Annotated in this window: 12 protein-coding genes; 1 reads left to right on the forward strand and 11 read right to left on the reverse strand. The window is 47.9% G+C overall.

Annotated features, from left to right (window positions below; translation table 11 throughout):
- Nucleotides 1-14: 14 nt before the first annotated feature.
- The 3 genes from ACSQ8O_RS23225 to ACSQ8O_RS23235 form a co-directional block, all read right to left on the reverse strand.
- The gene (locus ACSQ8O_RS23225) at nucleotides 15-881 is read right to left on the reverse strand and encodes a sugar phosphate isomerase/epimerase family protein (RefSeq protein ID WP_436243538.1); all 867 of its coding nucleotides are present in this window, start codon (nucleotides 879-881) and stop codon (nucleotides 15-17) included.
- Nucleotides 882-886: 5 nt separating this feature from the next.
- Nucleotides 887-2,173: a hypothetical protein gene (locus ACSQ8O_RS23230; protein ID WP_436243539.1), complete on the reverse strand. Its 1,287-nt coding sequence runs from the start codon at nucleotides 2,171-2,173 to the stop codon at nucleotides 887-889.
- 124 nt (nucleotides 2,174-2,297) lie between these two features.
- Nucleotides 2,298-2,993, reverse strand: coding sequence for a hypothetical protein (locus ACSQ8O_RS23235; RefSeq protein ID WP_436243540.1), 696 nt, complete (start codon nucleotides 2,991-2,993; stop codon nucleotides 2,298-2,300).
- A 194-nt stretch (nucleotides 2,994-3,187) separates the two neighbouring features.
- Between ACSQ8O_RS23235 and ACSQ8O_RS23240 the strand changes: the two genes are divergently transcribed.
- Nucleotides 3,188-3,820, forward strand: a complete 633-nt coding sequence (locus ACSQ8O_RS23240) for a DUF2306 domain-containing protein (RefSeq protein ID WP_436243541.1) — start codon at nucleotides 3,188-3,190, stop codon at nucleotides 3,818-3,820.
- 142 nt (nucleotides 3,821-3,962) lie between these two features.
- Here the strand turns inward: ACSQ8O_RS23240 and ACSQ8O_RS23245 are convergent, their stop codons facing one another.
- From ACSQ8O_RS23245 to ACSQ8O_RS23280, 8 genes are all read right to left on the reverse strand, one after another.
- Entirely contained in the window at nucleotides 3,963-5,996 is a 2,034-nt protein-coding gene (locus ACSQ8O_RS23245) for a Na+/H+ antiporter (protein ID WP_436243542.1), read from the reverse strand.
- A gap of 138 nt (nucleotides 5,997-6,134) precedes the next feature.
- Entirely contained in the window at nucleotides 6,135-7,355 is a 1,221-nt protein-coding gene (locus tag ACSQ8O_RS23250; RefSeq protein ID WP_436243543.1) for an ABC transporter permease, read from the reverse strand.
- Between the two features lie 17 nt (nucleotides 7,356-7,372).
- Nucleotides 7,373-8,086, reverse strand: coding sequence for an ABC transporter ATP-binding protein (locus ACSQ8O_RS23255; protein WP_056623385.1), 714 nt, complete (start codon nucleotides 8,084-8,086; stop codon nucleotides 7,373-7,375).
- Between the two features lie 731 nt (nucleotides 8,087-8,817).
- The gene (locus ACSQ8O_RS23260) at nucleotides 8,818-9,036 is read right to left on the reverse strand and encodes a hypothetical protein (protein ID WP_436243544.1); all 219 of its coding nucleotides are present in this window, start codon (nucleotides 9,034-9,036) and stop codon (nucleotides 8,818-8,820) included.
- A gap of 85 nt (nucleotides 9,037-9,121) precedes the next feature.
- Complete coding sequence (locus ACSQ8O_RS23265) at nucleotides 9,122-9,733, reverse strand: hypothetical protein (RefSeq protein ID WP_436243545.1); 612 nt, start codon at nucleotides 9,731-9,733, stop codon at nucleotides 9,122-9,124.
- 810 nt (nucleotides 9,734-10,543) lie between these two features.
- Nucleotides 10,544-11,674 (reverse strand): glycoside hydrolase family 88 protein, encoded by a 1,131-nt coding sequence (locus ACSQ8O_RS23270; RefSeq protein ID WP_436243546.1) that lies wholly within the window; start codon nucleotides 11,672-11,674, stop codon nucleotides 10,544-10,546.
- A gap of 99 nt (nucleotides 11,675-11,773) precedes the next feature.
- On the reverse strand, nucleotides 11,774-13,273 hold the full coding sequence (locus ACSQ8O_RS23275; protein ID WP_436243547.1) for a glycoside hydrolase family 32 protein: 1,500 nt from the start codon (nucleotides 13,271-13,273) through the stop codon (nucleotides 11,774-11,776).
- Entirely contained in the window at nucleotides 13,270-14,253 is a 984-nt protein-coding gene (locus ACSQ8O_RS23280; RefSeq protein WP_436243548.1) for a carbohydrate kinase family protein, read from the reverse strand. Before ACSQ8O_RS23280 ends, ACSQ8O_RS23275 begins: the two co-directional genes overlap by 4 nt.
- Nucleotides 14,254-14,276 lie beyond the last annotated feature (23 nt).

The following is a 14,276-nucleotide window of genomic DNA, read 5'->3' on the forward strand; positions in this document are numbered from 1 at the left end:
TATCCTCGCTTTTTTTACTCTACTGTAGCACGTTTCCAGCAAGCTTGCGCCACATTTTTCAAAATCAAGGCTTGCTCCCACCGACTGGAGAGCTCTCGACTATCTTGCCCCCTGATCGCATAAGGTGCAGGACCAAGCTCGCAGACGAAAGGAAGCACATCACCAGGCTTAGCCCCTTGAAGCCAATAGCGCATCGCTTGCGTCCACCATTGCTCATAACGCGCCAGCATCGCATCCGAATAGCCAGCATCGACTTGAATTTGTTCGCCCGATGATATACGGCTATGAATTGCTGACGTTCGTTGCAGCACCACATCAAGAAGAGGCTCCGCCTTTTCTTGCTTCTCCGTCATTTCCCCTGCCAGCACATAGTGGGAGATATCCAGCGTAAACCGCAGATTTGGCAGCGCTTGCGCGTATTGCACAGTACGAATTAGGTCTTGTGTAATTTTGCCGCGATGCGTCTCTACACAAAATGGCATACTATGCGCAGCTGACACAGTGGCGAGCCCACCAAGCAGATCAATGGCCCCTTCGTCAATCACAAAAGAGTCCGCCACCTGACCATTCACATACAGCATATCCATATCAGCGGCATGCTGAATATGTGCCGATAAGTCACCCGCGCTGAATGGGAAACAATGCGAGCCAAAGTTCAGACTGTATTGTTTCAGCAACCGTTTCCACTCATCCCTAGCATCTATTTCCGGCACTCTCGCCAAGATGCCAGTAAAACCTGCACCTGCAATACGCTCAAGTTTTGCCTCAAGCGAAAGCTCAGCTTCTAACTCCATCATGGCCCACATGGATTGATGAATTTCGAGCCGTGGAGGGCGATTAGAGCCATCATTGATCCTGGTTATATCGAATTTTCCCATCATTCGTATTAATAGCCTCCTAGGCTACCCGCCGGTTTATTTTTATTCAGATCACCATACGCCTCCATGTACACGGCACGTTTCTTCACTGTTCGCTCAGCTTCTTCCTGTGCCGCACGCGCGTCGCCGCCATGAACATCTTCAATCATCCAACGCTGTCCAAAGCCTGCATGCACAACCTCATCTGCCCAGTCAAAATCTTGAAACGTCGTCATAAGCGGATCCTTCGCGAGATCGCGGCAGAACTCCCACTCCTCGCGCTTGCCTGGTGGATACTTCATTGCTGCCTTCTCAATGGCAATCGTCAAATGCGAATAAGCTTCAGTGCCCTCGAATAGCTGTGCTGTCATATCGTACCACCCCGTCCAGTTGGGGAATTGATACACATCGTACCCCTTCGCACGAAGAGCAGCCTCGCCGAACCAACTGTGGCGAACCTCGTCCCACATATGCCTAGCCGTATCGCGATAGAAATGCCAAGGCTTGCCCTCGGTTGTGAAATGGACATAAGCCACGCCTTCCGCTGGAGACATCTCGAAATACCTCGCCAGCATCATCGTCATGAATCGACCTTCCACATTGTCCGGGATGTTCAACCCCTGCATTTTCACTACTTGTGGGGTAAAACGACTGTCTCGCGTACTAATTTGCGGCATGGCGAATGGTTCGGTGATGATCCGAGCAGATGGATCTACGGGAACTCGTTCCTCCCATCCTGTTACACCGCCCGCTGCTGCAAGCAGCTGTTCCACATACATTCTCCAATGCTGCGCTTGTTCCTTCTCCGTTTCCGATGCGGATTGCAGCAGATATTGAAGCGCCTCGCGCCCCCAGTCCATTTGCTCCACGCGGTCGATGAGTTGATGCTTCAAGATATGAAGTGTAGGTTCATCAACGAGAGGCTGCGCTTTGCCTCTATAGGCATGAATAGCCGCAATTTGCGCAGGCTTCACCACGTCAAAGAGTGCAGTCAACAAACACAACGTTGTTGCTGAATTCAGCACCGTTTGCATGAGCTCATTGAGCGATGCGTCTGGACATTTATCGAATGCAACCGTGCTCATGCGCAACTGCTTAATTCGATTGCGGAATTGATCGTGATGCTCCGCATCCTGCGAGCTCAAGCGCGCAAGCGCTCCTTTTATTTCATATTCAGGTCTAGCCGCCATATGCGCAGCCTCGATCCGCATATGGCGGCGATCGACATAAGCAATTCGTTGTAACGTTTTGGCTGATTCCTCTACGGACATGCCGATACGATCCCAATCCTTGATTCCCATGAATGGATGCAGCATAAGTACCCCTCCAGTATCTTTGCACTATAATATGAACTTATGAACTAATCATAGTGTTATTTTCTAGAAGAATACATGCATTGAATCACATATAAATTTGCACTAAAACACATAACATTGCGGATTACAATTCCTCATTGGGCCCGATAAAACCTAGTCGGACGGTCATTGCCCATTTGGCAATTTTCAGCGTTTCTGCTATGGTCGAATACGATAACATCGATTGTTTATCGGTTCCTTGCAAACCCCATACCACGATACTTTCATTTTGCGGCACTTTGACGCTCTGTTGTAATTTCATTTCACCTGTCAGGCCAATTCCCTCAGGTTTAGTCACTCTGATTGTCGAACTATAGTAACCATTACGTTCGATGATTGCATACTCCAGCTCGCTATAGACTGCACCGTTAGGGTCTTGGCGATCCTTAAACGAATAAACAAAATCACCATCAAAATGGTAATTACCCATTGTGTCTTTGTCCTTCTCCATCATGATCATGCTCATGCCCGCTAACGTATTCTTCTTCACGCCATCATTCCAATAATCAAAACTAACTGCAAGCTTCTGTTGCGGCCCATCATATTGAAGTGCAATTGAACCTGACATCAGCCCCATAAATGGCTTCAGCTTTTCATTATTTTTGCCATCAAATAACGGTTCAGGAGAAGCTGACCAGGTTGAAGTGTCTGATTTATCATCCACCTTAAGCTCAGGAGCACTCATAACTTTACGGCTCGAGACGTCATTCACAACGGCCCAAGTGATCAGACCTGTCAGTACGATGACTGAAAGTATTTGTGGTATTTTATTTGTTCGCATTTCTGAGCACCTCCATGACGTAATAAATGCTTATATTTTATAATACTACCACAATATGGAGGTTTATTATGCTGGCAGAGATATTTGCATACGCAAGCACTTTAGATTCTTTTAAGAATTAAATAACCATCTGTTTAGATCTACAATTTACAATGGGAGAGGAGTGAGTCAATTAACGGGGGATATAGCCATATATGAGTAAAAAGCTAGGAATAATCTCGATTTTCATCATTATTACGATTGCGATCGTGGCGATATTCCCTTATATCACCTTAAATCCAGCGAACAGTCGTGTTACGCTTGATGCGAATTTCCCTTTGCACTACATCGTGCTGACAAGTCATATTGCGCTTGCTTTGGTTGCTCTTATCAGCGGCTTGTTCCAATTCCAGGCACGCTTTCGCACCAACTATCCAGCCTTGCATCGAGCGCTTGGACGGATCTATGTCTTTAGCATTATGATAAGCGGATGTCTAGGTCTTGTCTTAAGCTTCTACGCAGAAAACTTCACGAAAGCCATGGCGTTCCTGGTCTTAAGTGTACTTTGGCTGATCACCACGTGGAATGGTTTCCGCTTTGCGGTCAAAGGGCAGCTCGCCCAGCATCGGATCTGGATGATGCGAAGTTATGCCATCACACTCGTTGCCGTATCTGCTAGGGTCATCGTTCCGATCTGCATTCTCCTTTATCTAGCTATGCACGGGTTCCATCTTCCTGAAGGTGGGCGAGCCCAGATGGTTGCAGAGATTCTCAACATCAACGTGTGCTTGAGTTTGATCATCAATCTTGTTGTCGTGGAATGGTTTTTGCTGCGATCGAAAAAATGAGAAGCGTTTTAAATGTAGTTTTTATCGCCAATTAGAATTTGTACTTTCGAGAATCGGAAACTTATAAATTCTTATGTGGTGAGAAAAAGGGCTTTCCACCTAGTGACTAGGGGAAGGCCCTTTCCTATAAGATGTATCTATTCTACTTCTCGCCATTGTCCAAAATAAGCATTTCCTCATAATTGATCGCCTGCAATAATTCAAGAACAGTTCCGCTTGAGATTTGATTAGCCTCTTCCAACTCTTGTATCCCATCCCGCTTCATCTGTACGCTTCGCAATTGAACAATCTTCAGTTGATGCAGGAATTCGACTTCCGAATGCGCGCTTAACCACTTACCGTCCTGTTTCTGACTGCGAGCGTAGTGTTGGATAACGAGCAGCGCTTCTAACTGATGCTTCGGCGATTGCTGTTTGCGAATGGCTGTAACCGCTGCCTCTTGCAGCTGCTTCTCAATCGATTGCAGCTCTTCAAACATCTCTGTGACGGACCTAAATCTCTCTGGAAGCCCTTCTCTTCGGTGCTGCTGAATCTTACGGTTCAGAAGGCTCAGTTTTAATCTAACCCAGAGATATTGCATCCTTGCAAGAAAGAACGATTCCGACTGCGGCTGATGCAATAAAGTAAATACAGACTGCAACTGCGGCGAAATGACACCTTGCGCAATCAATTCCGCCAACCTAGCGGCTTCGGCTGTTCGCCCAATTTGTTGAAGTTCACGAATGTAAGACCCCGATACTTTGACCGTTCCATAACAGTCCATCCGTATTTGCTCCTCTAGCTGTTGAACAACCGCGAGAGTAGCATCGTAGTTATCCTCATTTTTCTCCGATTTGAGTGCTTGAATCGTTCTCTTAGCCAGCAGAATACTTGCTTCTTTCAACGACAAGGCTGCTTGGTCGGAGGTTGCCGCGGTGACTGATTTTCCAATAAACGGCATTGCGAATGTAGCAGCTAACATACTGATCAAGATTACACTGGCCGAAATAAACAAAATGGTATGGCGCAGAGGGAAGGCCGTCCCATCAGATAATTCGAAAGGGATCGACAACGCCGTTGCTAACGTGATCGTACCGTGGACACCGCAAAAACTAGCAGCAAGAGCAAAACTCCTTCTGCTCGTATATGTATTCGGCTCTGTCGTCCTTTGATTAGAAGGAACGAACTCATCGTGAAAGAGATAGACCCAGATGTACCTAGCCGCAAATAGCGCCGCGTAGATCGCAACCGCTAATCCAAGCTCCTTCAAGATAGAACCCTCACCACTATGCACTAATCCTGTTATGACCTCTGGCAGCAACAAGCCGAGCAAGGCAAATACGAGTCCATTCAAAATGAAGCTAAGCACTGACCATGTATTGGTCGAGATGATGTGTAGTTTGGTCGTTGTTTGCTGTAACCGATCACGCTCTAACCCGTGCACAATCCCCGCAACTACGACGGCTAAGATCCCTGAAACATGGATTTCCTCAGCAACCAAATAGATCACGAACGGTGTCAGCAACTGAATGGTGACGAGCGAGTTAACTTCTTCCAGCCCTTTTCTTCTCAAAAATAGCCTGAAATTAACCAAGAGTGCACCTAGTACGAGCCCAACGATAATGCCACCTATGGCGACAAGCAGAAATTCCCATGCTGCTGATCGGACCGAGAAGACACCTGTCATCACAACACCCAAAGCTACCTTGAAGGAAACAAGACCTGCCGCATCGTTAAGCAACGACTCCCCCTCTAAGATCGGCATTAAACCTTTGGGGAACGTCCTTCCCCTTGTCATCGACTTCACAGCAACGGCATCTGTTGGAGACATGACGGCTGCTAGAGCGAATGCGACGGGTAGCGGCATCGCGGGTATCAGATAATGAATAAAATATCCAATACCTATGACGGTAATAACGACAAGCCATAACGCCATAAGCAAAATAGGCTTGCGGTACTCCAGCAATTCTTTGCGTGAGATGACACGGCCATCTCCAAATAAAATGGGTGCAATGAGACAGACCATAAAGGCTTCTGGTTCAAAATCGAAATCCGTAGGAACGAATGGCAGCCATGACACCAAAGCTCCTAAACCAATTAAGTAAAAGGGCAACGGGATTCGGGGATAACGCTTATTAAGCAGTGTAGCTGTTACGATTACTGCTGCCACAATGAATAAAGGCAACAAAAGTTCCATCAAAACTTGCCTCTCTTTCATTTCCTTGTAGAGGGAATTATTGGGTAGCATCCGCTATAATCCCTTGTTCTATTCCAAGAGAAAAGGAGCAGCCAGAACATCCTGACTCCCCTTTGATTCCCTTGCATAAAAACCTACTCAATACCAACTTGTAAACACCGAAGAAGTTCCATACGTTAGCGGCACCGCTACTCCCATCATCACAATCGGTCCCCACCAAGTAAACATCGAGATGCCTGCTACTAAGCTAATGACCATCATCGCTGGCAGCACTAAGATCGGAATGGCTGTCTGAATGGCTTGGTGTTTCATCGGATCTTGAATCGGGAATAGGGACAGGAATGGCGCCGTCAGTTCATCCTTGCAGAACGATTTGCGCCAGAAGACAAGCAAGACAGCCGCAAGAATCCATACGAGAATTTTAATCGCACCTGGCAAAATAAACAGAGCGCCACTGATGACGATAACAAACTGAATGGATTGCCGCCATTGCAGACCATTTCGGAAATACGATTTCACTAATAGCTCAGCAATGCCCGTGCCAGCTCCTTTTCCTTTGAGCAATCGCTGCGATCTGCTGAACAGAAGCGGATATCTGCGGGTTGGTTTTCTTTTGCGCTCCATCACACGGATTAACATGAGAGAAACGATCCGCATCCGTGCATCACGTTCGCGCGCGACATCCGCGAAGAAGGTACCTTTTTCACGCAGTCGTGTCCGAGTTAGCAACAGGAAAGTACCGGCCAGTAACAAGATGACTAGCCAACTGTACAGTAGTTGATCCCTGATCTCCACAACTAACCATTGGAATACGAATACGCCTGCTGCAAAAATCACAATACGAAGCAACCATAGCAGGAAGCGTTGGAAGCGAAGCGCTAGCAATTGTCGAATGAGGCCGATGTTTAGCTTCACCACGTAAGTAAGCAGCCAAAAACACACGACCTGCACGATGCTAAACGAATAAACAGGTACTAATAGTGGTAGGAAAAGAAGCGTAACTAGCAACGACGTAATCCCTTGCAGCACCACCGAATACCGGTAGCCGAGATGCATGAGATGTCGAAACCAACCTTCATTTTGCCGGAGAAACAACTGATCGCCTTCTTCGACAAAGTAACGCAACGTGCCTAACCATGTGAGAATGTAAAAAAGTGTAGCCACCGTATGTATGGATATCCCGCTTAACCAGGCAGGAGGCGTCATGTACCACGCGTAATAATGATAGCCCGCCACGATCAGCAGAGGAATGACGAAATATATGGCGATAACCCAATCGACGGCCATCCGCAAGGCTCGATACTGAAATTTCAAATCCGAACGTACTCTGCGTGTAAAAACCTGGAAACTGCTATTCAACCCACTCTCGCCCCCTCTCATAGTAAGGAATGGAAGCAGTCGAATAACGTAGCATCCGGCATGTCGCATTGTTTTTGAATGTCTTGCAGGGTTCCGTTCGCTACCAATCTGCCACCCGAAAGCAGTACAAATGAACTGCAAATCCGCTCCGCTGTATCTAGCACGTGGGTACTCATCAGAATGCCTGCCCCGCGCTGCCGCTCCTCTTCCAGCATCCCCAAGAAATCCTTGATCGCCTTCGGATCTAGCCCAATGAAGGGCTCGTCCACGATATACACATCGGGTTTATTCAAAAAACCAAGAATGAGCATGATCTTCTGTTGCATCCCTTTGGAAAATTTCCCAGGCAATTGATGCTTCTCATCTAATAGACGGAACCGATGCAAGAGATCGTCAGCACGCTCTAAGAACACGGTGCGATCCAACTCATATACCGATGCCGCGAACTCCATGTGCTCCCATAACGTCAACTCATCATACAGAATGGGATGCTCGGGAATATAGGCATAGCTTTTGTTTTCACCCATGAAGGAGATTTTCCCTTTAAAATCCTTCAACAAACCGAGTAGACTCTTGATGGTCGTGCTTTTGCCGGCACCATTCGGACCTAACAATCCCACGAGCTCCCCTTGCCTCACTGTAAAATGAATCCCCTTAATAATATCCGGCACCTCATCGTAGCCGGCCTGTTCAATGTATACATCTAATACCGCTAATTGTTCATCTGGCATTCCGCGACTTCCCTTCCATCCTAATCATGCAACCTATTCACATTGCTTTGCCATCATCGTATCATGAAAGTTTGCCCAAAGTATGAAGTTTAGATAAAAACGACAAAAAACCTTTAAGCGCAGTCACCCTTAGACGAGCGACCGCGTTAAAAGTTGTCTATAACAAATGGGAGCTTACGTATTGAAACCTAACATGAATGACTAGTACCATCTCAAAGCAACAGGCAGACATTGGATAAACAAAACAAGGTTCTTCATGTGTTTCATCATCGTATTCACCCTTTCAAAAAGACAGAAAACGCCTATCCTGTGGTAGGATAGGCGCCATTGCCTCGAATATTAGTTGCACATCGTCGTGCGGTTAATTAGAGTATACTTACAAAATAAAAGAATGTCAATTAATATCACATAAATAGTGATCAAGCGCTGGACACGCTGATAAAATCATATTAATGTCACTTAACATAACATAATTCTGATTGAATTACTTTTTAACCAACATATCCGCATTCAGATCAGCTTGCCCTATTTTCTCGCAACTCTCTGAGCACGGTTCTCTGCTCTAAGTCGATTTTTTCGACTATCTCAGCTACGATAGGGGCTTTTGGAGGTGCATTAGTCCATTATTTCGACTATCACGAGTGCTGGAGAGGCTTTTGGAATTACCTGATGATGCAAAAAAAGACCCCCACCCAGTCTCAACTGGATAAGGATCTCTGTATATCTATCAGTTACTGTTGCATCTCCTGTACATGATAACTATTAATGATCGCCGCCGCAAAGGTTACACGATTGTTCCGAAAAAAGTGATACAACACACGCGCCTCGGGACACTCTTCGTCATATCGCGGAAAATTCAAAAAATCATCCGCCGTCCAACCTTCGCCACGTAGACTCTCAATGGACTCTGCAATTTTACTAGGAATGATTGGCTTTAGTATCGTTGACATCGAAACACTCCACCTTTTCACTAGATTTCTTACACTCTAGTAAAAGGATACCCAACTCTAGCACAACCTAAACTAGCCTCCCCGCCTAAAACTCCACATAACTTGATACGGATTTACCTGGCAGTGTAACCGTAATAGCACCGCCAGTCACAGCCATATCCGTCAATTTGGCCAGATCCTCCGTAGCACTGGTTCGTCGTCCAGACACATTAGCCAACGTCAGACCACTAATCGTCGTCGTAATGGCTGCCGTGCTGTTATTGATCAGCACAACAGATGCGCGCCCCGTCCCATTCTTCCCCCCAATAGCAACAAGGTTGCTGTCACTAGAGGATGCCAGAATGCGGGTATCGTCCGGACGCAGGTAACGGCTGAATTGCCCCATGACATAAAGTCTTTTATTCACCGTGTACGAATTATTGGCCCCTAGATTAATGAGCCCTTCACCTGAGGTACTTGCAGCGGGATTCACTGCCCACCAGTAAATCCAGCCCCGCTCGCCTCGCTTCAAATCGGCGGCAATCATATTCGCCCACTTCAACCCATCCGTGATGCTCGGATCATTGGCGGTTTGGAAATTGCTAACCTCCGTCGCGATCAGCGGTTTACCAAAATGATTCACATCGACATACGTACTGTAATCGTGTACCGAGACAAAATCCAGTTTCGCCCGTGTCGTTGCACTGAATCCGTTCATATAGTTGTTGGAAGCGGTTCGATTCGAGCCCTCTGGCGAGTCCAGGAATCAGCATGATATAAAATGCCCGATGCTGTAGGACGTATTTCCACCAACCTTTTTTCTTTCATGCTTGGGTTGACCGCTGAACAACCTCATTCACAGTAGCGGATTTCATCTGCTCTCACCTACACTATCTATTTGTCTTATGTGTTAATTATAGGTTTCAGGGCATGGGACCAACAATGAGGGCAGATGTCGATTTACTGTAGTAAAAGTCTTTTTGTGGAGACTGCCAGCCACACTCTAGTAACACCTTGTCACCAACTTCACTAGCACCTTATCACCACAACTCAGCAACTTCCTGTCACCGAACTTTACTAGCACCCTTACCACCACAACTCAGCAACTCCCTGCCCCGCACTTTACTTGCACCTCACCATCACAACCCAGCAACTCCCTGCCACCGCACTTAACCTGCACCTCCCACCACAACCCAGCAACTCCCTGCCACACACACCCCCGCCGCCTCGTGGAATTTAAATGGAAATTATACAGCTAATTCTGGCTGATTAATCTGTTTATTGCATATAAATGGAAATTATGTAGCTAATTTCGCCCAAATCGATACATCCGGCAGGAATGACCTGAATTAACTGGAGGAAATACAGCTATTCGCGTCAAAAGCGTGTTTGGCTTGAATTTAGATGTAGGAAATCCAGTTATTGTTCCTGGAGTGCTGGAGCGACGACGTGGAAACAACGTAAAAAAGAGCTGTCCTCCAGCAGCTATAGCTGCTGAAAGACAACTCTCTTATCAAATTAACTAGACCTACCAGAACAACTCGCCATGCCCGAGCAATCGGGAAAGACCCTCTACGAAGTAGTAGTCGCCATAAATGAGCGGCACGTCGATGTTTTTCCCCTCTGGATAATGGCTTGTTCCGTGGGTGACTAACCCTTCTTCGGTTTCGGTATCCCACGCACCGTAGTTCGTGTACAGCGAGTGCAAGATACGCTCCCCCGCTTCGCGGTAGAGGGATGCCTCTTGGCCGTTCACTTGCTCCGCGATCAGGAGCAAACCGCAAGCCGCACACGCGCCTGCCGAGGAGTCGCGGTACGCCGGAATGCCATCTGGCAAGCGGAAATCCCAATGTGGCACATGATCTTCCGGCAGGTTAGCCAGGAAGAAATGTGCTGCACGCTTGGCCGCATGCAAATACTTCTCATCGCCCGTGTACTTGTAGCTGAGGCTCATACCATAAATCGCCCACGCGGTTCCACGCGACCAGGCCGATTCAGGCGCAAAGCCTTGCCCACCGTTTACGGAAAGCTTCTCGCCAGTGGCAGGATCAAAAATCACGATATGATTCACCGATCCATCGGGACGAATAAAGTGATCGACCGCCATGTCGGCATGCCTTACGGCGATTTCTTTGAAGCGCGGGTCGCCTGTAGTCAGCGTAGCCCAGTGCAGCAACGGCAGGTTCATCATGCAGTCGATAATCGCCCAGCCTGCATTGTCCTCGCCTTCGCGCCAAGGGTTCCAAGCGCGAATGTAACTGCCCTTCACGTTGAAACGTGCAGCCAGCAGATTCGCCGCGAGCAGAGCGCGGCGCTTCGAATCATCTGCACCCGTTAGCTTGTAACGAGCAACACTCGTCAACGTCCACATGAAGCCGATATCATGATCCAGACGATAGTAGTCCGTTACAACTTGATCCAACTGCTGCTCACAAGACTCAGCCAACTGCTTCAAACCCTCATCCTTGGTGTCACGATATAATAACCACAATAACCCAGGCCAGAAGCCCGCTGTCCACCAGTAAGCAGGCTCCAGTTTATACTCTCCGCCTACACTTGCATGTGGGAACCCATCACCAATGCGTTTACTTGTTTTGTCTACTTTCGCTACGGTTTGTGCCCATGCTTCTTGAGCCCAACCCTTCTGAATTGTCGTCATCTATTACACTCCTCGCCAGGTTTGTTGAAACGTTTAACCTATTATACCACCTGGCTTCGCGGAATGCTCGCTTGTTTAAAATTGGTTATTCTGTTGTATCTACAATGACATTTGCCATGCGTCCAAACTTTCTAAACAAACTTCACCATCCCTTGCAAAAAGCTTAACACCTAGACTGTCACCATTCGGATAAATCCGATTCGTTATCGTTTTCACCCCGTTATTCGCGAACAGTTCCAACGAAGAACGATCCACGAAGAGATGCAGCTTGATGCTCCCATCCTCCATCGGTTCCACCTGAGCTTCGCTCACACCGGCTTCACCTGAACCGGCGTGTGTACGATCAACGCGGAGTGTATGCTCCGCTACGGAATACGAAACTTCCGTGTACTCAGATCCATCCTCAGAGCAACGAATGAGAAGTCCAAACACTGCCTCCCCGCTAGATCCCTTTGTGTTAAACACGGCAATCAGTTCTAATTGGTCGCCTTGAATAGCGGCCAATGAAATGATCGATTCCGCAGGAATCATCTGTCGATCGACGAACTCCCTGCTCTTCCGCAGCACCGCCAGTTCCGCCACAGGCTGCATCCTCAACGTGCCATCCTCTGCTAGCGTCAACTCGCGCGGCAAAGTAAAAGCCCCCATCCAGCCATCTATTTGCTCCGGCATTTGAGCGCCCCAAATGTTCATCCATCCCATCAGGATGCGCCGTCCCTGTCCGTCCACCAACGTTTGCGGCGCATAGAAATCAAACCCGTAATCCAATCGTTCGGCATCGCGGTAATCGAATTTTCCTGTTTCATAGTTTAATTTGCCAGTGAGATACATCGTTTTTGTAGCTCCCATGTTCATCGGGGAAATAATGAGCACATGGTCATCCCCATCACCTAGTGGAAATAAATCAGGACACTCCCACATATCGCCCATGGTGCCGTCACTCTCTGCTGCAACACCTAAATAGCGCCATGTGAGCAAATCAGAAGACGTGTACATCAGCGCTTTGCCCAAGCCGTCCTTTCCATAACCGACGACCATGTACCACTGACCGTCATGCTGCCAAACCTTCGGATCGCGGAAGCCGAACCCACCCTCCTCCGGTGCGGCACCAATAATAGGATTAGCCACTGATTTGTTAAAAGCAACCCCATCCGTGCTGGTCGCGAGACACTGCACCTCCATCGGCGTTCGTCCATCTACATGCCCCGTATAGACCAATGTCAGAACGCCGTTATTATCGACTGCACTGCCCGACCAACAGCCATAACCACCCGTTTCCCCGCTATCATAATCTTCGGAAGGCGCCAAGGCGATAGGCAAGTGCTCCCAGTGCACCAAATCCTTACTTTTGGCATGCCCCCAATGCATCGGACCCCATTTCGACTCATAGGGATAATGCTGATAAAACACATGATACTCTCCATTCCAATAAATAAGCCCATTTGGATCATTCATCCAGCCCGCTGGAGGCATAAGGTGATAACCAAGCCTATATCCATCCTCCGCGATTGACTTGATGGCTTGCCCCAACGCTTGATTCGCTTGTTCCACGCGTTCCATGTGGAGCTGATTCATTCCATTTTCTGTCTGCTGACTCATCCTAGAACATCCTCCCTAGCTCCATCTCGTATCAACGCTTGAATTTCCTCCATTGTTCCAAGCGACGGAATCGCACCTTTCCGAGTTGTCGCCAAAGCTCCCGCCGCATTCGCAAAGCGCAATGCTAGCTGAAGCTCCTCTTCTTCCCACAACTGCAACGCCTTTCCCTTTTCCAACAATTTATATAACAATGCCCCGAAAAACGCATCCCCAGCACCAGTCGTATCAAGCGTAAGAACGGGGAAGCTCTCTACCTTGCCCCACCAATCCTTCATCTGATAAAAAGAACCCGCTCCTCCTGCCGTGACCAAAAGCAACGTAATTCCATACTGTTCAATTAGTTTTCTCGCTGCCTTTTCTAAATCCTGTTCAGCCGTCAAGAAGACAAGCTCCTCTTCGGAAACCTTTACCACATCTGCGAGGCTTAGGCCAACTCGAATTACTTCTAGTGCATGCTCCTCATCCCGCCACAAGGAAGGACGCCAATTCGGGTCATAGGAAATAAGCGCTCCCTTATCCTTCGCAAACTGAACAGCTTTTAGAGTAGCTGTATAAGCAGGCTCCGCCGTCATTGAAATCGAGCCAAAATGAAAAATCCGTGTCTCCCCCAGCATGGCATGATTCAACTCATCCGCTCTCAACAGCTGATCAGCGCCAGGATGCCTTGCAAAATGAAACGATCTATCTCCATCTGCATCCAGCTGGACGAAAGCCATCGTCGTATGCGCCTCGTCCGTCTCAACTAGCCCACGATCTGACACGCCCACATCGAGCAAAGTTTCCCGTAAATACGCACCGAATGGATCGCTGCCCACTTTCCCGATGAACCCCGTTTTCTTGCCGAGCTTCGCCAACGCAGCTGCCACATTTACTGGTGCTCCGCCTGGGTTGCGCTCAAACAACGGCTGTCCCGCTTCGGATCGACCATAAGGTGTAAAATCAATTAAGTACTCCCCAAGCGCAACTACATCGTAGTTCATGCCATCTGCTCCTTTCTTTTTAC

This window comes from Paenibacillus sp. LjRoot56, from assembly GCF_964253335.1.
GTDB classification, from domain to species: domain Bacteria; phylum Bacillota; class Bacilli; order Paenibacillales; family NBRC-103111; genus Paenibacillus_E; species Paenibacillus_E allorhizoplanae.